The organism is Streptomyces sp. SPB074, assembly GCF_000154905.1.
In the GTDB taxonomy this organism is placed as follows: domain Bacteria; phylum Actinomycetota; class Actinomycetes; order Streptomycetales; family Streptomycetaceae; genus Streptomyces.
In genome coordinates this window covers 5,590,347-5,609,147 of the sequence record NZ_GG770539.1, presented here as the reverse complement: position 1 = coordinate 5,609,147, position 18,801 = coordinate 5,590,347, and the positions used below count along the sequence as shown (strand labels likewise).

Genomic DNA, 18,801 nt, shown 5'->3' with positions numbered 1-18,801 from the left:
CCCCGCGAGCGCGACGGTCCCGGCCCGCCGCCGGAACAGGGCCCCGTCGGCGCCCGCCGAGAAGGCCGAGCGCACCGACAGCACCGAGAAGGCGGAGAGCGCCGAGAGCGCGGAGCCCAGGGACCCCGCGCTGAGGGCGGACCCGACCGAGCCGACCGACAGCACGGAGCCCACCGACCCGATCGAGAGCGCCGAGCCGACCGAGCCGATCGAGAGCACCGATCCCTCCGAGGCGATCGAGAGGAAGGAGTCCTTCGAAGCGAGCGAGTAGCGCGCGTGTTTCGTCATGCGCCCATGCTGCCCCGAACGGCCTTCCCGCGCCGGGCGAACCTCAGTTGTGGGCGTGCAGGATGTCGTTCAGGCCGCCCCAGACCGCGTTGTTCGGGCGGGCCTCGACCGCGCCCGTGACCGAGTTGCGGCGGAAGAGGATGTGCGAGGAGCCGGAGAGCTCACGGGCCTTGACGATCTCGCCGTCCGGCAGGGTCACGCGCGTCCCGGCCGTCAGGTAGAGCCCCGCCTCGACCACGCAGTGGTCGCCGAGCGCGATGCCGATGCCCGCCTCGGCGCCGATGAGGCAGTGCTCGCCGACCGTGATGCGGACGTTGCCGCCGCCCGAGAGGGTGCCCATCGTGGAGGCGCCGCCGCCGATGTCGGAGCCGTCGCCGATGACGACGCCCGCCGAGATGCGGCCCTCGACCATCGAGGTGCCGAGCGTGCCCGCGTTGAAGTTGACGAAGCCCTCGTGCATGACGGTCGTGCCCGCCGCGAGGTGCGCGCCGAGCCGGACCCGGTCGGCGTCACCGATCCGGACCCCGGCGGGGGCGACGTAGTCGGTCATGCGCGGGAACTTGTCGACCGAGGTGACGGCGAGGTGGCGGCCGGCGGCGCGGGCGCGCAGCCGTACCGCCTCCAGCTCGGGGACCGCGACCGGGCCGAGTGAGGTCCACGCGACGTTCGGGAGCAGGCCGAACATGCCGTCGAGGTTCTGGCCGTGGGGCCGGACGAGGCGGTGCGAGAGGAGGTGGAGCCGCAGGTAGACGTCGTGCGTGTCGAGCGGCTTGTCGTCCAGCGAGGAGATGACCGTGCGGACCGCGACGGTCGTCGTGCCGCGCACCGGGTCGGCGCCGAGGGCACCGGCCGCGTCCTGGCCGAGGAGGGCGGTGGCGCGCTCGGCGTCGAGCCGCTCGGTGCCGGCCGGGCCCGGGTCGGCGCTCAGCGCGGGAGCCGGGAACCAGGTGTCGAGTACGGAACCGTCGCTCGCGAGGGTCGCGAGCCCGGCGGCGACGGCGCCGGTGGCGCGAGGAGCAGTCGTGTCGGTCATGAGGGCAACCTAACGGTCGGGCGGCCCGCGAGGCCAACCGGTCTCACGGCGCGCCCGCCCACCACCCCGCGTGGTACGTTCCCAAAAGGAACCCAGCAGGTGGAGAGGTGGCGGCCATGCCGGTACGGGGCGGTCCCGAGGACGCGAACTGCGCGGTGGCGCAGGCGCTCGGCGTCGTCGGCGACGCGTGGACGCTGCTGGTGGTGCGGGACGTGGCGCGCGGCGCGCACCGCTTCGAGGACCTGCGTTTTTTTTTTTTTTTTTTTTTTTTGGTGCTCGCGGAGCGGCTGCGGCTGCTGACCGGCGCGGAAGTGCTGGAGCGGGTCCCGTACCAGGAGCACCCGCCGCGTCACGCGTACCGGCTCACGGCGCGCGGGCGCGCGCTGCTGCCCGTCCTGCTGGCGCTCCAGGACTGGGGCGACACCTGGGTGCTCGGCGAGGGGGAGACGAGGGCGACGGCGGACGCGGACTCGCGCGAGGCGGAGCGCGTGCACGCGCTGCGCGGCACGGCGCTTCCCCGGCTGTGGCTGCCGGACGCGACGGGCGCGCCGCGCGATCCGGTCGCGGACGACGCGGCGTTCACCGTCCTGTACTTCTTCCCGGGGGCCTTCGCCGATCCCGCCGCCTACCCGCCGGGCTGGGCGGAGATCCCCGGCGCGCGCGGCTGCACGCTGGAATCGTGCACCTACCGCGAGGAGTGGCCGGCCTTCCGGGACCGGGGCGCGGCGGTACGGGGCGTCTCGACGCAACGCCCCGACGAGCAGCGGGCCTTCGCGGCGAAGGAACGCCTCCCGTTCCCGCTCCTGTCGGACGCGGCGGGCGAGCTGGCGGCGGCGCTGCGGCTGCCGGTCTTCACGACCGCGGGCACCCGCCGCCTCAAGCGCCTGACGCTGCTCGTGGACGGCGACCGGGTCGTCCGGGAGGTCTGGTACCCGGTCCCGGACGTGGTGGCGAGCGTGACGGCGGCACTCGCGGCGGTGGAACGCGAACGGAGCCGCAGGGAGGCCGGGCAGCAGGGCTGAGCGGCCCCCGCCGACCGGGCCGCGCCCAGGTGCCCCGCGCCGACCGGGCCGCGCTCAGGCGTGGCGGGCGGGCGGCCCGTCCTCCCGCAGCACGCGCCCCAGCATCTCCCGCGCGTACGCCTCGTCGTACGGGCTGTCCGTGAGCAGCACCTGGAGGCAGAGGCCGTCCATGAGCGCGACGACGGCGCGGGCGGTGGCCGGGTCGGTGCGGGCGGTGAGGGGTTCCTCCAGCGCGCGGCTCCACTCGGCGGCGACCGGGCGCAGCGGCGGTCTGCGCAGGGCGGCGAGGTACAGCTCGTACTCCAGCTCGGCGTTCGCGCGGTCCGCGGCGAGCCACGCGCCCATCGCGTCCGCGAGCGCCGCGGCGAGCCCGCCGGGCGGGGCCCGCAGGGCGCCCCGGTCCCGCACGAGCCGCGCGAAGTTCTCGTTGGCCTGGCGCAGCGCGGCCACGAGGAGGTCGTCGAGGGTCGCGAAGTGGTATGTGGTCGAGCCGAGCGGGACGTCCGCCTCGGCGGCGGCCGTGCGGTGCGAGAGCCCGGCGATCCCGGAGCGGCCGGTGACGCGGATCGCCGCGTCGATGATCCGCTGCCGCCGGTCGGGGTCGTAGCGCCGCGCGGCTGCCATCAGTGGGCTCCTCCCAGGTTGAGCAGGACGACCCCGCCGATGACGAGGGCGATCCCCGCGAGCCGTACGGGGGTCACGGACTCGCCGAGGAACATCATGCCGATGAGCGCGACGAGCGCGGTGCCCGCCCCGGCCCAGATGGCGTAGGCGGTGCCCACCTGGAGGGTCTTGAGGGTCTGGGCGAGCAGGGCGAAGCAGACGACGTAGCCGCCCGCGGTGAGGAGCGAGGGCCACAGCCGGGTGAAGCCCTCGCTGTACTTCATGGCGGTCGTGGCGGTGACCTCGGAGAGGATCGCGCCGGTCAGCAGCAGGTATCCCATGTGTACGAGGGTACGCATCCTTGCGTACGGGCGTACACATGCCCCCCGGGCCCATACGAAAGGGCCCCCGCACACGGCGGGGGCCCCGGGGGCGCGCGAAGGACCGGGCGTCTCAGACGTTGAAGCCGAGCGCGCGCAGCTGCTCGCGCCCGTCGTCCGTGATCTTGTCCGGACCCCACGGCGGCATCCACACCCAGTTGATGCGCAGCTCGCTCACGATGCCCTCGGTCGCGGACCTGGCCTGGTCCTCGATGACGTCGGTGAGCGGGCAGGCCGCCGAGGTGAGCGTCATGTCCACGGTCGCGACGTTGGACTCGTCGATGTGCAGCCCGTAGATGAGACCCAGGTTGACCACGTCGATCCCGAGTTCGGGGTCGACCACGTCCATGAGGGCCTCGCGGACCTCCTCCTCGGAGGCGGGGCTCAGCGTCGCCGTCTCGTTCTCGCTCATGCCGTCTTCCTCTCCACGGGCTCGGCGGGCGCCTCGGTGTCCCCGAGCGCCTGCGCGGTCGCGTCCTTCCAGGCCATCCAGCTCAGCAGCGCGCACTTGACGCGCGCGGGGTACTTGGAGACCCCGGCGAAGGCCACCGCGTCCTCCAGCACCTCCTCCATCGCGTCGTCGGGCTCGATCTTCCCCTTGGACTGCATGAGCTCCAGGAAGGTGCCCTGAATGCGCCGCGCCTCCTCGACGTCCTTGCCGACCAGGAGGTCGTTGAGGACGGAGGCGCTGGCCTGGCTGATCGAGCAGCCCTGGCCCTCGTAGCTCACGTCGGCGATCCGGGAGCCCTCGTACCGCACGCGCAGCGTGATCTCGTCGCCGCACGTGGGGTTGACGTGGTGCACCTCGGCGTCGCCCGGGCGCAGGCCCCGCCCGTGCGGGTGCTTGTAGTGGTCCAGGATGACGTCCTGGTACATCGAATCCAGCTTCACCGGCTCTCGTCCCTCTCGTCCCTCATCCGAACCGCCCCTATCCGAAGAAGTCGCGGACGTGCTCCAGGCCGTCCACCAGGGCGTCGACCTCGGCGGGCGTGGAGTACAGATAGAAAGACGCGCGCGTGGTCGCGGGAATTCCGTACCGGAGGCAGACGGGCCGCGCGCAGTGGTGGCCGACGCGGACCGCGATGCCCTGCTCGTCCAGCACCTGGCCCACGTCGTGCGGGTGGATGTCGCCGAGCGTGAAGGAGATCGCCGAGCCCCGGTCCTCGGCCGTGGTGGGGCCGATGATCCGCAGGTCGGGGACCTCCATGAGGCGGCGCACCGCGTACTCGGTGACCGCCTTCTCGTGCGCGGCGATCTTCTCCATGCCGATCGCGTCGAGGTAGTCCACCGCCGCGCCGAGCCCGACGGCCTGCGCGATCGGCGGGGTGCCCGCCTCGAACTTGTGCGGCGCCGGGGCGTACGTCGAGGAGTGCATCGAGACGGTCTCGATCATCTCGCCGCCGCCGAGGAAGGGCGGCAGGTCCTCCAGGAGCTCCTGCCGTCCCCACAGCACGCCGATGCCGGTCGGGCCGCACATCTTGTGCCCGGTGAAGGCGACGAAGTCCGCCTGGAGCGCCTGCACGTCCAGCGGCATGTGCGGCGCGGCCTGCGAGGCGTCGATGAGCACGAGCGCCCCGACCTCGTGGGCGCGGCGCACGATCTGCTCGACCGGGTTGTGGGTGCCGAGAATGTTGGAGACCAGCACGAAGGAGACGATCTTCGTCTTCTCGGTGATGACCTCCTCGATGTGCGACAGGTCGAGGGTGCCGTCGGCGGGGTCGAGACCAAACCACTTGAGCTTCGCGCCCGTGCGCTGCGAGAGGAGCTGCCAGGGCACGATGTTGGAGTGGTGCTCCATCTCCGTGATGACGATCTCGGTCTCGCGGTCCACGCGGTAGGGCTCCTCGGCCCAGCCGAGCATGTTCGCGACGAGGTTGAGCGCCTCCGAGGCGTTCTTGGTGAAGATCACCTCGTCGCGGCTCGGCGCGTTGACGAAGGCGGCGACCTTGTCGCGCGCGCCCTCGTACAGCGCCGTGGCCTCCTCGGCGAGCACGTGCACGCCGCGGTGGACGTTGGCGTTGTGGCGCTCGTAGTACGCGCTGAGGGTGTCGATGACCTGGCGCGGCGTCTGCGAGGTCGCCGCGTTGTCGAGGTACACGAGGGGCTTGCCGTCGTGCACCCGGCGGTCGAGGATCGGGAAGTCCTTGCGGATCGCCTCGGTGTCGAGCAGACCGGTCAGCCCCTTGTGGGGGTCGCTCACGCGGATACGCCACCCTTCACGTAGGACTCGTAGCCCTCGTTCTCCAGCTTGTCGGCCAGCTCGGGGCCACCGGACTCGGCGACCCGGCCGCCCACGAAGACGTGCACGAAGTCGGGCTTGATGTAGCGCAGGATGCGCGTGTAGTGCGTGATCAGCAGCGTGCCGACCTCGCCGGACTCGCGGACGCGGTTGACGCCCTCGGAGACGATGCGCAGCGCGTCGACGTCCAGGCCGGAGTCGGTCTCGTCGAGGATCGCGATCCTCGGCTTGAGCAGTTCGAGCTGGAGGATCTCGTGGCGCTTCTTCTCGCCGCCGGAGAAGCCCTCGTTGACGTTGCGCTCGGCGAAGGCGGGGTCCATCTGGAGGCGCTGCATGGCCTCCTTGACCTCCTTCACCCAGGTGCGCAGCTTGGGGGCCTCGCCGCGCACGGCGGTCGCCGAGGTGCGCAGGAAGTTGGAGACGGAGACGCCGGGGACCTCGACCGGGTACTGCATGGCGAGGAAGACGCCGGCGCGGGCGCGCTCGTCGACGGTCATGTCGAGGACGTCCTCGCCGTCGAGCGTCACGGTGCCGCCCGTGATCGTGTACTTGGGGTGCCCGGCGAGGGAGTAGGCGAGCGTGGACTTGCCGGAGCCGTTGGGGCCCATGATGGCGTGCGTCTCGCCCTGCCTCACGGTCAGGTCGACGCCCTTGAGGATCTCCTTCGTGGCGTTGTCCGCCTCGACGGTGACGTGCAGGTCGCGGATTTCAAGCGTAGCCATGGGTGCTTCAGGACTCCTGGGAGAGGGAGACGAGCACGTCGTCCCCATCGATCTGTACGGGGTATACGGGGACGGGTCGCGTCGCGGGCAGCCCGGAGGGCTTGCCGGTGCGCAGGTCGAAGGCCGAGCCGTGCAGCCAGCACTCGATCTGGCAGTCCTCGACCTCGCCCTCGGAGAGCGAGACGTTCGCGTGCGAGCAGATGTCGTTGATCGCGAAGACCTGGCCCCCGGTGCGGACGACCGCGACGGGGGTGCCGTCGAGCTCGACGCGCTTGGGGGTGTCCTCTTCGAGGTCGGCGACACCGCAGGCGCGCTGGAAGGGGGCGGTCATCCGACCGCTCCTTCCAGCTCCTCGCCGATCTTCGCGAGGAGGCGCTCCTCGACGTCGGGCAGGCCGATCTTCTGGACCAGCTCGGCGAAGAAGCCGCGGACGACCAGACGGCGGGCGTCCTCCTCGGCGATGCCGCGTGCCATGAGGTAGAAGAGCTGCTCGTCGTCGAAGCGCCCGGTGGTGGAGGCGTGGCCGGCGCCGACGATCTCGCCGGTCTCGATCTCCAGGTTCGGCACCGAGTCGACGCGGGCCCCGTCGGTGAGGACGAGGTTGCGGTTCATCTCGTAGGTGTCGGTGCCCTCGGCGGCGGCCTCGATGAGGACGTCGCCGATCCACACGGCGTGCGCGCCCTCGCCCTGGAGCGCGCCCTTGTAGCTGACGTTCGAGGTGCAGTGCGGGGCGTTGTGGTCCACGAAGAGGCGGTGCTCGTGGTGCTGGCCCTTGTCGGTGAAGTACAGGCCGAGCAGTTCCGCCTCGCCGCCGGGCGCGGTGTAGCTGACGCGGGGGTGCAGGCGCACGAGGTCGCCGCCGAAGGTGACGACGACGGACTTGAAGGAGGCGTCGCGGCCGATCAGCGCGTTGTGCTGGCCGACGTGGACGGTCTCGGTGCCCCAGTCCTGCACGGAGACGACGGTGAGCTTCGCGCCGTCGCCGAGGAGGTAGTCGACGTTGGCGGCGAGGACCGCGTCCCCGGTGTGGTCGAGCACGACGACGGCCTCGGCGAAGGCGCCCAGCTCGATGACCTGGTGGGCGTAGGCGACGCCGCCGTGGCCGCGTACCGTGATGCGGATCGGCTCGGCGGGGCGGGCCTCCTTGGGGACCGTGATGACGCTGGCCTTCTCGAAGGCGCTGTACGCCTGCGCGGCGACGCGGTCCACGGGCGTGCCGCCCCTGCCGACGCGCGGGTCCTCGCGGTCCACGGTCTCCTGGGTGACCCCGGCGGGCAGGCTCACCTCGGTCTCCACGCGGCCGTCCGCCGTCGCGGTGCCGTCGTGGAGGCCGCGCAGCCGCGCGAGCGGCGTGAAGCGCCACTCCTCCTCGCGGCCGTGCGGCACCGGGAAGTCCGCCACGTCGAAGGAGGGCGGGGCGCTCATCCGGGTGGCGACGGTCGACTCGGCGGCCACCGCGATCTGGCCGGCGGTGGTGGAACCCACCGGAATGCTCTCAGCCATGGCTGTCGTGTTGCTCTCTTCCTGCGGTCAGGGGATGGGGGTACGGGGAAGGGGTCCGGGCCGGTACGGGGCCGGGCGGGCGGGCGGTGCGTGGACCGCGCGCCGGCCCCCGTGGCCCGGACGGGGGCCGGCGTCAGCCGACCGCGCCCTCCATCTGGAGCTCGATCAGCCGGTTGAGTTCGAGCGCGTACTCCATGGGCAGCTCCTTGGCGATCGGCTCCACGAAGCCGCGCACGATCATCGCCATGGCCTCGAACTCGGTGAGCCCGCGGCTCATGAGGTAGAAGAGCTGGTCGTCGGAGACCTTGGAGACGGTCGCCTCGTGGCCCATGGACACGTCGTCCTCGCGGACGTCCACGTAGGGGTAGGTGTCCGAGCGGGAGATGGTGTCCACGAGCAGCGCGTCGCACAGCACGTTCGACTTCGCGCCCTGGGCGCCCTCGCCGACCTCGATCAGGCCGCGGTAGGAGGTGCGGCCACCGCCGCGCGCCACCGACTTGGAGACGATGTTCGAGGAGGTGTTGGGGGCCATGTGGACCATCTTGGCGCCCGCGTCCTGGTGCTGGCCCTCGCCCGCGAAGGCGATGGACAGCGTCTCGCCCTTGGCGTGCTCGCCCATGAGGTAGACGGCCGGGTACTTCATCGTGACCTTGGAGCCGATGTTGCCGTCGACCCACTCCATGGTCGCGCCCTCGTAGGCCACGGCACGCTTGGTGACGAGGTTGTAGACGTTGTTCGACCAGTTCTGGATCGTCGTGTAGCGGCAGCGCGCGCCCTTCTTCACGATGATCTCGACCACCGCGGAGTGCAGCGAGTCGGACTTGTAGATCGGCGCGGTGCAGCCCTCGAAGTAGTGGACGTAGGCGTCCTCGTCCACGATGATCAGGGTCCGCTCGAACTGGCCCATGTTCTCGGTGTTGATCCGGAAGTACGCCTGGAGCGGGATCTCCACGTGCACGCCCTTCGGCACGTAGATGAACGAGCCGCCCGACCACACGGCCGAGTTGAGCGAGGCGAACTTGTTGTCGCCGACGGGGATGACGGTCCCGAAGTACTCCTTGAAGAGCTCCGGGTGCTCCTTGAGGGCGGTGTCGGTGTCGAGGAAGATGACGCCCTGCTCCTCCAGGTCCTCGCGGATCTGGTGGTAGACGACCTCCGACTCGTACTGCGCGGCGACGCCCGCGACGAGGCGCTGCTTCTCCGCCTCGGGGATGCCGAGCTTGTCGTAGGTGTTCTTGATGTCCTCGGGCAGGTCCTCCCAGGACTCCGCCTGCTTCTCCGTGGAGCGCACGAAGTACTTGATGTTGTCGAAGTCGATGCCCGAGAGGTCGGAGCCCCAGTTCGGCATGGGCTTCTTCTCGAAGAGCTTGAGGCCCTTGAGACGGAGCTTGGTCATCCACTCCGGCTCGTTCTTCTTCGCGGAGATGTCCCGGACGACGTCCTCGTTCAGGCCACGCCGGGCACTCGCGCCCGCGACGTCGGAGTCGGCCCAGCCGTACTCGTACTTACCCAGGCCCTCCAGTTCGGGGTGGGCGGTCTCCGTGGGGAGAGTCATGCGGGGTTCCTCCCGGCCGTGCTTGCTGATGTGTGGGTCGTGGTGGTGTCCTCGGGCCGCGCGGGGGGCGGGGGCTCCCCGGGTCCGGGCGGTGGCGCCTTGCCGCGCGGGATGAAGGTCGTGCAGACCCCGTCCCCGTGGGCGATGGTGGCGAGCCGTTGCACGTGCGTGCCGAGGAGCTGCGAGAAGTACTCGGTCTCCGCCTCGCACAGCTGCGGGAACTGCCCCGCCACGTGTGCCACCGGGCAGTGGTGCTGGCAGAGCTGCTCGCCCTGGCCGGGGCCGGGCGCCTCGCGCGCCGTGGCAGCGTACCCGTCGGCGCTCAGGGCCTTCGCCAGGACCCGCGCGCGCTCGGCGGGCGCGGCGGCCTCGATCTCGTCCCGGTACCCCTCGCACTGGGCCTCGATGCGGGAGCGGGCGAAGGCGGCGACGGCGCTCTCGCCGCCCTGCGCGGCGATGAAGCGCAGCGCCTCGGCGGCGAGCTGGTCGTAGGACTGGTCCAGGGCGTCCCGGCCGCAGTCGGTGAGCGCGAAGACCCTGGCGGGACGGCCCCGGCCGCGGGCCCCGTAGACCCTGCGGGCGCGGGCCTCCACGAGGTCCTCGGCGAGGAGGGCGTCGAGGTGGCGGCGGACGGCGGCCTGGGTGAGGCCGAGGCGCTCGGCCAGCTCGGCGACGGTGGAGGGGCCGTGGTGCAGGATCGAGCGCACGACGCGGTTGCGCGTGGAGCGCTCGCCGGTCGCGGCGTCGGAGACCTCGCCCTCGTATTTCACAACGCTATTGTTGCGTAATTCCATGAGTCCGCACAAACGGCCTGGTGGGCGATCGGGAGTGGCCTCGATCACTTAGGGTCACCTAATCGACCTGGTGAAACCGGGACAGAAAGCGACAGAAGCCCAGGTGGGCGCGGGTGCGGGCGGTACCGGCACCCGCTTGCTCCCGTCCGTGCGCGAAAGCGCCGGATGGGGTGCTCTCGCCCCTTTCGCTCCGGCGTGGCCCCGCGCGCCGCCCCCTGGCGGCGGCTTTCTAGACTTCGCCCATGCGCAGTGACCAGCCGGGCGTCCCCCGCCCGTCGTCAGGACCCGACCCGGCAGCCCCCGTCCTGTGGATCGAGGGCCTGGTGAAGCGGTACGGGCCGAAGACGGCCGTGGCCGGGCTCGACCTGCGCGCCGCCCCCGGGGTCACCGCCGTGCTCGGGCCCAACGGGGCGGGCAAGACCACGACGATCGAGACCTGCGAGGGCTACCGGCGCCCCGACGCGGGCCGGGTCAGGGTCCTCGGCCTCGACCCGCTCGTGGACGCGGCCCGGCTGCGTCCCCGGATCGGGGTGATGCTCCAGTCCGGCGGCGTGTACTCGGGCGCGCGCGCCGAGGAGATGCTGCGGCACATGGCGAAGCTGCACGCGCACCCGCTCGACGTGCCCGCGCTCATCGAGCGCCTGGGCCTCGGCTCCTGCGGCCGGACGAGCTACCGGCGGCTCTCGGGCGGCCAGCAGCAGCGCCTCGCGCTCGCGATGGCCGTCGTGGGCCGCCCCGAGCTGGTCTTCCTGGACGAGCCGACCGCCGGGCTCGATCCGCAGGCCCGCCGGGCGACCTGGAACCTCGTGCGCGAGCTGCGCGCCGACGGGGTCTCGGTGATCCTCACGACGCACCACATGGACGAGGCCGAGCAGCTCGCCGACGAGGTGGCGATCGTGGACGGCGGCAAGGTCGTGGCGCAGGGCAGCCCGGAGGAGCTGTGCCGGGGCGGGGCGGAGAACACGCTGCGCTTCACGGGGCGGCCCGGGCTCGACGTGGCCTCGCTGCTCACGGCGCTCCCCGCGGGCAGCGAGGCGGCCGAGCCGGCCCCCGGCACGTACCGCGTCGTGGGCACCGTGGACCCGCAGCTCCTCGCGACCGTCACCTCGTGGTGCGCGCAGAACGGCGTGATGCCGGAGGGCATCGCCGTGGAGCGGCACACGCTGGAGGACGTCTTCCTCGAACTGACCGGTAAGGAGCTGCGCGCATGAGCGCCGGTACGTACACGCCCCGGCCCGGTGCCGCGCCCCTCGGGCGGATGATCGCGGCGCAGGCGGCGCTGGAGACGAAGATGCTCCTGCGCAACGGCGAGCAGTTGCTGCTCACGGTGATCATCCCGGCGCTGCTCCTCGTGCTCTTCTCGGCGGTGGAAGTCGTGGACACCGGGGACGGCGCGCGCGTGGACTTCCTCACGCCGGGCGTCCTCGCGCTCGCGGTGATGTCCACGGCCTTCACGGGCCAGGCGATCGCGACGGGCTTCGAGCGCCGGTACGGGGTGCTCAAGCGGCTCGGCGCCTCGCCGCTGCCGCGCCGGGCCCTCATGACGGCGAAGACCCTGTCGGTGCTGGTCACCGAGGTCCTTCAGGTCGTCCTGCTGACCGCGATCGCCTTCGCGCTCGGCTGGTCCCCGCACGGCGACCCGGCCTGGGTCGTGCTGCTCCTGCTCCTGGGCACGGCGGCCTTCTCCGGCCTCGGCCTGCTGATGGCGGGCACCTTGAAGGCGGAGGCGACGCTCGCGGCGGCGAACCTGGTCTTCATCCTGCTGCTCGTCGCGGGCGGCGTGATCGTCCCGCTCGGCAAGTTCCCCGGCGCGGTCCGCCCCGTCCTCGAACTCCTTCCGATCACGGCCCTCTCGGACGGCCTGCGCGCCGTCCTCCAGCACGGTGCCGGGATGCCCGGGAAGGACCTCGTCGTCCTCGCGGTGTGGACGGTGCTGGGCCTCGGCGCGGCGGGGCGCTTCTTCCGCTGGGAGTGAGACCGGGGGCGCTCAGGCGGTACGGGGCGCGCGCACCACGAGCCGCTTCGGCGTGACGCCCGGCTCCGGCAGCCGCAGCGGGCCCGCGCCGGGCGAGAGGCGGCCGAGGACGCGCGGGACGGCCGAGCCGGTGGCGCCGGGGGCCACGCCCGGGATCTGGTGCCAGCTCAGGAAGGCGAGGAGCGTCATGAGGTACGCCTCCTTGTCCCCGGCGGGCAGGCCGTAGGTGTCGCTCGTGGTCAGCGCGGCGGGCGCGAGGTGCGCGCGGAGCCGGTCCAGGAGGGCCGGGTTGCGCACGCCGCCGCCCGAGGCGACGACCTCGGTGGGCGCGTACGGGCGCACCGCCTCGGCGACCGTCACGGCGGTGAGTTCGGTGAGCGTCGCCATCAGGTCCTCGGGGGTGGCCCCGGGCAGCCCGGCGAGCCGCGCGGCCACGTACTCCGTCGTGAAGAGTTCGCGCCCGGTCGACTTGGGCGCGGGCAGGTCGTAGTAGGGCTCCGCGCGCAGGCGGGCGAGCAGGTCGGCGCGGACCGTGCCCGCGCGCGCCATGCGGCCGTCGATGTCGCTCGCGAGCCGTCCCCCGCTCAGGCGCGCGGCCGCCGCGTCGAGCAGGCAGTTCGCCGGACCCGTGTCGAAGGCGGTCACCGGTTCGCCCGGTACCCCGACCACCGTGACGTTCGCGATGCCGCCGAGATTGAGCGCGACCCGCTTCGTGCCGGGGCGGGCCGCGAGCCACAGGGCGTCGAGCGTGCTGGCGAGCGGGGCGCCCTGGCCGCCGGCGGCGATGTCGCGGGCGCGGATGTCGGAGACGACGGGCAGTCCGGTCGCCTCGGCGATCCACGCGGGCTGGCCGAGCTGGAGCGTGCCGAGCGCGCGGCCCTCGGGGTCCACCCAGTGGAAGACGGTCTGCCCGTGCGAGCCGACGAGGTCGCCCCCGTGGCGCCGTACGGTCTCGGCCACGACGGCGGCGCTCTCCCGCCCGACGTGCGTGTCGAGCGCGCACACGTCGGCGAGCGAGACCCGGGCCGGAGGCAGCACCCCGAGCAGGCGCGCCCGCATCTCCGGGGACCAGGGGTGCTCCTCGGCGGCGAGCGGCACGAGCGTGAGCGTCCCGTCCGCGTCGAGCGCGAGATCCGCGACCGCGACGTCGAGCCCGTCCATGGAGGTCCCCGACATCAACCCGACAACAATCATCAGCCTTCTCCCACTTCCCCCGCCCGGAACCACGTTTTCCCCGCCCGGTACCGGGCTTCTTCCGCCCCGTACCGCGCTTCCCCCGACCAGCGCCCGGCTTCCCCCGCCCGGTACCGCGCTCCGGCGCGGCCCGCCGCCGGGCTCACCGTCCGCGCAAGTGCCTCACCGCGCCGTACGTCCGCGCCAGCGCGGCCGTGGACTGCGCGTACGACTTCTGCGCCACCCCCACGAACAGGCAGTCCACCACCGCCAGTTGCGCTATGCGCGAGGCCGTCGCGCCCGAGCGCAAGGGCATCTCCCGCACCGCCGTCGTGAGCACCAGGTCCGCGCACTCCGCGAGCGGCGAGCGGGCGAAGTTCGTCAGCGCGATCGTCGTCGCGCCCCGCTCCCCCGCCGCCTGCAAGGGCTCCAGCGTGTCCACGGTGGAGCCGGTGTGCGAGATCCCGATCGCCACGTCCCGCGCGCCGAGCAGCGCGCTCGCGGTCAGGGCCGCGTGGCCGTCCGTCCAGACGAAGGCCATGTGCCCGATGCGGTGCAGTTTCTGGTGCAGGTCGCCGCCGACGAAGCCGCTCGCCCCCAGCCCGAAGATGTCGACGCGCCGGGCACCGGCGACGGCGTCCACGGCCCGCGCGAGGACGTCGAGATCGAGCTGGGCCCTGGTGTCCTCCAGCGTCCCCGACTCGTTGTAGATGATCTTGTCCACGACCTGGGCGAGCGAGTCGTCCTCGCTGATGTCCCCCTTCGTCGCCCACTGCGCGTCCTTCTTGCGGACGTCCTCGCGCGCGGCGGCCGAGGCGAGGGCGATGCGGAGCTGGGGGTAGTTGCGCAGCCCGATGGCCCGGCAGAAACGCATGACGGTCGTGACGGAGGTCCGCGCCTGGCCCGCGAGACTCGTCGAGGACAGGCGCGCGGCGGCGGCCGGGTCGTCCAGGACGGCGGCGGCGACGCGCTGTTCGGCGGGCTGGAGCGTCGGCACGGCCCCCCGGATACGCACCAGCACGTCCGCCGCTCGACCCGCCTGCTCGGCGGGCTCCGGGGCGTGCGCGGGCCGGTCGCTCATGAATTCCTCCTGGTGGCTGTGGGCATCAGCGTAACCGCCGCCATGTCAAAAACTAACGCTCGCATCACAGCCACTGTTACTTATTGACGCGCTCGTTACCCCTCTCCATACTTGGCGCATCACCGCAGCTCATGTGCGGTCGTTCGAGAGGGCAGCCCCCGGGCGCGCCCGGTTTCGGGGGGCTTCCCCGTGCCCGCGGCAGACCCGTCCTCACCGGCTTCCGCCAGAGCCCGCCCTCTCGCCGCGTCAAGGGAGACAGACCTCGATGAGACTCATACGCACGGCGGGCGTCGCCGCCCTCGCCGCCTCCGCCCTGGTGCTCACCGCCTGCGGCAACGACGGAAGCTCCGGCGGCTCCGCCGCGGACTCGAAGGACGGCAAGTCGCTGACCTGGTGGGTCATGAAGGGCACCAACCCGGACGCCTCGACCTTCTACGCCGCCGCGAAGAAGGAGTTCAAGAAGCGCACGGGCGCGAGCCTCAAGGTCCAGGAGATCCAGTGGGCCGACGCCCACGACCGCCTGGTGCGCGCCTTCGCCTCCGGCGACGGCCCCGACGTGTCCGAGATCGGCACGACGTGGACACCCGAGTTCGCGGCCGCCGGTGGTCTCACCGACGTCACGGCGAACCTCGACAAGTCCGGGCTCGGCAAGGACCTCGTCCCGGCCCTGAAGGAGTCGGCGACGTACGACGGCAAGCAGTACGGCGTCGGCTGGTACGCGGGCGTGCGCTCGATCGTCTACCGCAAGGACGTCTTCGCCAAGCACCACCTCGCGGTCCCGAAGAACTGGGACGAGCTGGAGAAGACCGTCACGACGCTCAAGAAGGAGGAGCCCGGCCTCATGCCGCTGCCCATCGCGGGCGACGCGGCGTACGCGACGGTTCCCTTCGTGTGGGGCGCGGGCGGCGAACTCGCCACCGAGCAGGGCGGCAAGTGGACCGGCGGGCTCGACTCGAAGGAGTCCAAGGCGGGCCTGGACTTCTACACCGGCCTCGCGCTCAAGGACAAGTCCTCCAGCGTCGGCGCAACGACCTGGCGCGAGACCGACGTCCTCGACTCCTTCGTCAAAGGCAAGTCGGCCATGGTGATCCAGGGCAACTGGACGCCGAAGACGGCGATCGCGGGCGACCCCTCGCTCAAGGAGAAGATCGGCGCCTTCCCGATCCCCGGCAAGGACGGCGGCATCAACCCGGCGGTCCTCGGCGGCTCCAACCTCGCGATCCTCAAGACGAGTAAGAACCAGGAACTCGCCTGGAAGTTCGTCGACATGATGACGACGAGCAAGCTCGCCAAGGACTGGGCCGACCAGGCCGGCTACTTCCCGAGCACCAACTCGGCGCTCACGCCCTTCGCGGAGAGCACCGACCCGCTCGTCAAGCCCTTCGCCGAGACGATGCTCAAGGCGGGCAAGACCCCGCCGAGCGCGCCCGGCTGGGGCACCGTCGAGGGCAAGAAGACCATCCCGCAGATGGTCCAGTCGATCCTCAAGGGCACCTCGGTCGACAAGGCCGCGAAGACCGCGTCCGACGCCGTCACCAAGACGCTCCAGGAGAAGTGACGTGGGAGACGTCGCCGTGCCCGCGCGTCCGGCCGCTCCCGCCCCCGAGGCGGAACGGCCGGGCGCGCGGCGCCCCCCGCGCAAGGCCGTCGTGATGAAGCGGCTCCGGCCCTGGCTGCTGCTCGCCGCGCCTTTGCTCGTCATCGCGGTGCTGCTGCTCTACCCGATCATCCGGGTCGTGTACCTGTCCTTCCAGACGTACGGGCTCAAGGAGATCATCTCCGGCAAGCCCCGCTTCGTCGGGCTCGACAACTACCGCGAGGCGCTCGGCGGCTCGTACCTGTGGAAGACGGTCCTGCCCAACACGGTCGGCTTCGCCGTCGCCGCGGTGCTCGGCACGATCGTCCTCGGCACGCTCGTCGCGCTGCTGCTCCAGAACCTCGGCCCCCGGCTGCGTGCCGTGGTCATCGGGTCCTCGCTCGTCGCCTGGGCGATGCCCGCCGTGACCGGCACCTACGTGTGGGTGTGGATCTTCGACCCCGACTCCGGCATCGTCCGGCGCGTCCTCCAGGACGTGGGGATCATCGGGCCCGAGGGCTTCAACTGGTTCACCGAGCGGCTCTCGTTCTACGCGATCGCCGAGCTGAACGTCATCCACCACAGTTTCCCGTTCATCGCCATCACGCTCTTCGCCGCGCTCACCACCGTGCCGCCGGAGCTGCACGAGGCGGGGCGGCTCGACGGGGCGAACGCCTGGCAGCGGTTCTGGAACATCACCTTCCCGGTGCTGCGCCCGGCCTTCGGCGTCGTGACGATCCTCTCCACGATCTGGGACTTCAAGGTCTTCACGCAGATCTACCTCATGCCGGGCGGCGCCGGGACCAACCCGGACGTGCTCAACCTCGGCGTGTGGTCGTACTCGAAGGCCATCGTCCAGAACGAGTACGGGCTCGGCGCCTCGATCGCCGTCCTGCTCACCGTTGTCCTGCTCGTGATCACCGCGGTCTACCTGCGGATGCTGTTCAAGGAGGATGAGCTGCGATGAGCGCTCAGCTCGCCGCCCCGCGCACCGCCGCGCTCCCGGGCACCGCAGGGAAGGGCCCGCGCCGCGGCTGGGCGAGGACGGGGAAGTACGTGGCGGTCGTCGCGCTCCTCGCCTTCACCCTCTTCCCCGTCTGGTTCATGCTCTCCACGGCCCTCAACGGCCGCGCCAGCTCCGGCACCGACGCGCTCTTCCCGAGCCACTTCACCTTCACGCATTTCTCCAAGGCCCTGGGCGAGGGCGGCTTCGGCACCTTCATGCTCAACTCGGCGATCGTCACGCTCATCACGGTCGTCGCCTCGGGCCTGCTCGCGCTCCTCGGCGCCGTCGCGATGGCCCGCTTCCGCTTCCGGATGCGCACCACGCTCATGGTGCTGATCCTCGTCGTGCAGATGCTCCCCGCCGAGGCCCTGGTCATCCCGCTGTTCCTCCAGATGAAGGACCTGCGGATGCTCAACTCCCTCCTCGGCCTGGCGATCGTCTACACCGCGTTCTCGCTGCCCTTCGCGATCTGGAACCTGCGCGGCTTCGTCGCGGCGGTCCCGGTCGAGGTCGAGGAGGCCGCGTACGTGGACGGCGCCTCGTGGTGGCGCATGTTCCGCTCCGTGCTGCTGCCCCTCGTGACGCCGGGGCTCATCGCGACGAGTGCCTTCGCCTTCGTCATGGCGTGGGAGGAGTTCACCTTCGCGCTGACGTTCATGTCGGACGAGAACATGATGACCGTGGGCGTGGGCCTGGAGCAGTTCCTCGGCAAGAACACCAACGACTGGGGCGGCCTCATGGCCGCGTCCACGCTCGTGACGATCCCGGTCATGGTCGTCTTCGTGCTCGCCCAGCGCCGGCTGACCTCCGGCCTCGTCTCCGGAGCGGTGAAGTGACACGGACCGACGTCGAGGCCCGCCGCCTCGCGCACACCGTCCTCATGCCGGGCTTCGGCGGCACGGGCCCCGAGGGGGCGCCCGGGTGGCTGCTCGACGCGATCGGCGAGGGCCTGGGCTCGGTGTGCTGGTTCGGGCACAACATCACGGGCCGCGCGGAGACGGCGGCGCTCGCCGCGCGCCTCCACGCGGCCGGGGACGTGCTCCTCGCGCTCGACGAGGAGGGCGGCACCGTCACGCGCCTGCACGTCGCCGAGGGCTCCCCGCACGCGGGCGCCGCGACCCTCGGGCGCGCGGACGACCCGGCCCTCACCGGCGCCGTGGCCCGCTCGATCGCGCGGGAGGTGCGGGCGTACGGCGCCGACCTCGTGCTCGGGCCCGTCGCGGACGTCAACGCCGACCCGGCCAACCCGGTCATCGGCGTGCGCTCCTACGGCGCCGACCCGCACCTCGTGGGACGGCACACCGCGGCCTTCGTGACGGCGGCGCAGGGCGAGGGCGTCGCCGCCTGCGCGAAGCACTACCCGGGCCACGGCGACACGAAGACCGACACGCACGCCGGTCTCGCCGTCGTGGACGTGAGCCCCGAAACGCTGCGCGCCCGCGAACTCGTCCCCTTCGCCGCCGCCGTCGCCGCGGGCGTGAAAGCGGTCATGACCGCGCACCTCGTCTTCCCCGCGCTCGACACGGCGCCCGCGACCCTCAGCCCCGCCGTGCTGCGCCTGCTCCGCGAGGAACTGGGCTTCGGGGGCGTGATCGTCTCCGACGCGATCGACATGCGCGCCATCAGCCGCACGGTCGGCTTCGCCGAAGGCGTCGTCCGCACCCTCGCGGCGGGCGTCGATCTCGTGTGCCTGGGCAACCCGGGGATGCCGCTGGGCGGCCGGGACTCCGACGACGGGGAGGGCGACTTCCGCACCGCGCTCGACGCGATCCTCACCGCCCTCGCCGAGGGCCGCCTCCCCCGCGCGCGCCTGGAGGAGGCGGCGGGGCGGGTACGGGACCTCGCGGCGTG

Annotated in this window: 21 protein-coding genes; 7 read left to right on the top strand and 14 right to left on the bottom strand. The window is 72.0% G+C overall.

From position 1 onward, the window contains the following. Together SSBG_RS23745 and dapD are read right to left on the bottom strand one after the other, a co-directional pair. The coding region (locus SSBG_RS23745) for a hypothetical protein (RefSeq protein ID WP_050776819.1) at positions 1-288 on the bottom strand (288 nt) is incomplete at its 3' end. A 43-nt stretch (positions 289-331) separates the two neighbouring features. Next, complete coding sequence (dapD, locus tag SSBG_RS23740; RefSeq protein ID WP_008748610.1) at positions 332-1,321, bottom strand: 2,3,4,5-tetrahydropyridine-2,6-dicarboxylate N-succinyltransferase; 990 nt, start codon at positions 1,319-1,321, stop codon at positions 332-334. A gap of 116 nt (positions 1,322-1,437) precedes the next feature. On the opposite strand from dapD, the gene SSBG_RS23735 reads away from it, so the two are divergent. Next, a complete protein-coding gene (locus tag SSBG_RS23735; RefSeq protein WP_008748609.1) occupies positions 1,438-2,343 on the top strand; it encodes a winged helix-turn-helix transcriptional regulator in 906 nt (301 codons plus the stop codon). 54 nt (positions 2,344-2,397) lie between these two features. On the opposite strand, the gene SSBG_RS23730 is transcribed toward SSBG_RS23735, so the two are convergent. From SSBG_RS23730 to SSBG_RS23685, 10 genes are all read right to left on the bottom strand, one after another. Continuing rightward, positions 2,398-2,967, bottom strand: a complete 570-nt coding sequence (locus SSBG_RS23730; RefSeq protein ID WP_008748608.1) for a TetR/AcrR family transcriptional regulator — start codon at positions 2,965-2,967, stop codon at positions 2,398-2,400. Further along, complete coding sequence (locus SSBG_RS23725) at positions 2,967-3,287, bottom strand: DMT family transporter (RefSeq protein WP_008748607.1); 321 nt, start codon at positions 3,285-3,287, stop codon at positions 2,967-2,969. Before SSBG_RS23725 ends, SSBG_RS23730 begins: the two co-directional genes overlap by 1 nt. A 112-nt stretch (positions 3,288-3,399) precedes the next feature. Next, complete coding sequence (locus SSBG_RS23720; protein WP_008748606.1) at positions 3,400-3,738, bottom strand: metal-sulfur cluster assembly factor; 339 nt, start codon at positions 3,736-3,738, stop codon at positions 3,400-3,402. Continuing rightward, positions 3,735-4,217 (bottom strand): Fe-S cluster assembly sulfur transfer protein SufU, encoded by a 483-nt coding sequence (gene sufU, locus SSBG_RS23715; protein WP_008748605.1) that lies wholly within the window; start codon positions 4,215-4,217, stop codon positions 3,735-3,737. The genes SSBG_RS23720 and sufU overlap by 4 nt, the downstream gene beginning before the upstream one ends. Before the next feature lie 37 nt (positions 4,218-4,254). Further along, entirely contained in the window at positions 4,255-5,526 is a 1,272-nt protein-coding gene (locus tag SSBG_RS23710) for a cysteine desulfurase (protein WP_037870491.1), read from the bottom strand. Next, positions 5,523-6,287, bottom strand: a complete 765-nt coding sequence (gene sufC, locus SSBG_RS23705; protein WP_008748603.1) for a Fe-S cluster assembly ATPase SufC — start codon at positions 6,285-6,287, stop codon at positions 5,523-5,525. The genes SSBG_RS23710 and sufC overlap by 4 nt, the downstream gene beginning before the upstream one ends. 7 nt (positions 6,288-6,294) lie before the next feature. Further along, positions 6,295-6,618 (bottom strand): non-heme iron oxygenase ferredoxin subunit, encoded by a 324-nt coding sequence (locus tag SSBG_RS23700; RefSeq protein ID WP_008748602.1) that lies wholly within the window; start codon positions 6,616-6,618, stop codon positions 6,295-6,297. Next, positions 6,615-7,790 (bottom strand): Fe-S cluster assembly protein SufD, encoded by a 1,176-nt coding sequence (gene sufD, locus SSBG_RS23695; RefSeq protein WP_008748601.1) that lies wholly within the window; start codon positions 7,788-7,790, stop codon positions 6,615-6,617. Before sufD ends, SSBG_RS23700 begins: the two co-directional genes overlap by 4 nt. Before the next feature lie 133 nt (positions 7,791-7,923). Further along, positions 7,924-9,345 carry a Fe-S cluster assembly protein SufB gene (gene sufB / locus SSBG_RS23690; protein WP_008748600.1) on the bottom strand — a complete coding sequence of 474 codons (1,422 nt, stop codon included), beginning with the start codon at positions 9,343-9,345 and terminating at the stop codon, positions 7,924-7,926. Next, entirely contained in the window at positions 9,342-10,115 is a 774-nt protein-coding gene (locus SSBG_RS23685) for a helix-turn-helix transcriptional regulator (RefSeq protein ID WP_008748599.1), read from the bottom strand. The genes sufB and SSBG_RS23685 overlap by 4 nt, the downstream gene beginning before the upstream one ends. Before the next feature lie 266 nt (positions 10,116-10,381). Between SSBG_RS23685 and SSBG_RS23680 the strand changes: the two genes are divergently transcribed. Together SSBG_RS23680 and SSBG_RS23675 are read left to right on the top strand one after the other, a co-directional pair. After that, a complete protein-coding gene (locus SSBG_RS23680) occupies positions 10,382-11,350 on the top strand; it encodes an ABC transporter ATP-binding protein (protein ID WP_008748598.1) in 969 nt (322 codons plus the stop codon). Beyond that, complete coding sequence (locus tag SSBG_RS23675) at positions 11,347-12,114, top strand: ABC transporter permease (RefSeq protein WP_008748597.1); 768 nt, start codon at positions 11,347-11,349, stop codon at positions 12,112-12,114. Before SSBG_RS23680 ends, SSBG_RS23675 begins: the two co-directional genes overlap by 4 nt. A gap of 12 nt (positions 12,115-12,126) precedes the next feature. Here the strand turns inward: SSBG_RS23675 and SSBG_RS23670 are convergent, their stop codons facing one another. Together SSBG_RS23670 and SSBG_RS23665 are read right to left on the bottom strand one after the other, a co-directional pair. Continuing rightward, on the bottom strand, positions 12,127-13,308 hold the full coding sequence (locus tag SSBG_RS23670; RefSeq protein ID WP_008748596.1) for an anhydro-N-acetylmuramic acid kinase: 1,182 nt from the start codon (positions 13,306-13,308) through the stop codon (positions 12,127-12,129). 142 nt (positions 13,309-13,450) lie between these two features. After that, positions 13,451-14,368 (bottom strand): MurR/RpiR family transcriptional regulator, encoded by a 918-nt coding sequence (locus tag SSBG_RS23665; RefSeq protein ID WP_008748595.1) that lies wholly within the window; start codon positions 14,366-14,368, stop codon positions 13,451-13,453. A gap of 265 nt (positions 14,369-14,633) precedes the next feature. Between SSBG_RS23665 and SSBG_RS23660 the strand changes: the two genes are divergently transcribed. The 4 genes from SSBG_RS23660 to SSBG_RS23645 form a co-directional block, all read left to right on the top strand. After that, positions 14,634-15,926, top strand: a complete 1,293-nt coding sequence (locus tag SSBG_RS23660) for a sugar ABC transporter substrate-binding protein (protein ID WP_008748594.1) — start codon at positions 14,634-14,636, stop codon at positions 15,924-15,926. 1 nt (position 15,927) lies between these two features. Next, positions 15,928-16,911 (top strand): carbohydrate ABC transporter permease, encoded by a 984-nt coding sequence (locus SSBG_RS23655; RefSeq protein ID WP_008748593.1) that lies wholly within the window; start codon positions 15,928-15,930, stop codon positions 16,909-16,911. Next, positions 16,908-17,786: a carbohydrate ABC transporter permease gene (locus SSBG_RS23650; RefSeq protein WP_008748592.1), complete on the top strand. Its 879-nt coding sequence runs from the start codon at positions 16,908-16,910 to the stop codon at positions 17,784-17,786. Before SSBG_RS23655 ends, SSBG_RS23650 begins: the two co-directional genes overlap by 4 nt. Further along, a partial coding sequence (locus SSBG_RS23645; RefSeq protein WP_008748591.1) for a glycoside hydrolase family 3 protein occupies positions 17,783-18,801 on the top strand: 1,019 nt, incomplete at its 3' end. The genes SSBG_RS23650 and SSBG_RS23645, both read left to right, overlap by 4 nt.

What these genes read in the sequence shown, in the direction of transcription:
- dapD (WP_008748610.1), bottom strand. Translation starts at nt 1,321, where the DNA reads ATGACCGACACGACTGCTCCTCGCGCCACCGGCGCCGTCGCCGCCGGG.
- SSBG_RS23735 (WP_008748609.1), top strand. Translation starts at nt 1,438, where the DNA reads ATGCCGGTACGGGGCGGTCCCGAGGACGCGAACTGCGCGGTGGCGCAG.
- SSBG_RS23730 (WP_008748608.1), bottom strand. Translation starts at nt 2,967, where the DNA reads ATGGCAGCCGCGCGGCGCTACGACCCCGACCGGCGGCAGCGGATCATC.
- SSBG_RS23725 (WP_008748607.1), bottom strand. Translation starts at nt 3,287, where the DNA reads ATGGGATACCTGCTGCTGACCGGCGCGATCCTCTCCGAGGTCACCGCC.
- SSBG_RS23720 (WP_008748606.1), bottom strand. Translation starts at nt 3,738, where the DNA reads ATGAGCGAGAACGAGACGGCGACGCTGAGCCCCGCCTCCGAGGAGGAG.
- sufC (WP_008748603.1), bottom strand. Translation starts at nt 6,287, where the DNA reads ATGGCTACGCTTGAAATCCGCGACCTGCACGTCACCGTCGAGGCGGAC.
- SSBG_RS23700 (WP_008748602.1), bottom strand. Translation starts at nt 6,618, where the DNA reads ATGACCGCCCCCTTCCAGCGCGCCTGCGGTGTCGCCGACCTCGAAGAG.
- sufD (WP_008748601.1), bottom strand. Translation starts at nt 7,790, where the DNA reads ATGGCTGAGAGCATTCCGGTGGGTTCCACCACCGCCGGCCAGATCGCG.
- sufB (WP_008748600.1), bottom strand. Translation starts at nt 9,345, where the DNA reads ATGACTCTCCCCACGGAGACCGCCCACCCCGAACTGGAGGGCCTGGGT.
- SSBG_RS23680 (WP_008748598.1), top strand. Translation starts at nt 10,382, where the DNA reads ATGCGCAGTGACCAGCCGGGCGTCCCCCGCCCGTCGTCAGGACCCGAC.
- SSBG_RS23675 (WP_008748597.1), top strand. Translation starts at nt 11,347, where the DNA reads ATGAGCGCCGGTACGTACACGCCCCGGCCCGGTGCCGCGCCCCTCGGG.
- SSBG_RS23670 (WP_008748596.1), bottom strand. Translation starts at nt 13,308, where the DNA reads ATGATTGTTGTCGGGTTGATGTCGGGGACCTCCATGGACGGGCTCGAC.
- SSBG_RS23665 (WP_008748595.1), bottom strand. Translation starts at nt 14,368, where the DNA reads ATGAGCGACCGGCCCGCGCACGCCCCGGAGCCCGCCGAGCAGGCGGGT.
- SSBG_RS23660 (WP_008748594.1), top strand. Translation starts at nt 14,634, where the DNA reads ATGAGACTCATACGCACGGCGGGCGTCGCCGCCCTCGCCGCCTCCGCC.
- SSBG_RS23650 (WP_008748592.1), top strand. Translation starts at nt 16,908, where the DNA reads ATGAGCGCTCAGCTCGCCGCCCCGCGCACCGCCGCGCTCCCGGGCACC.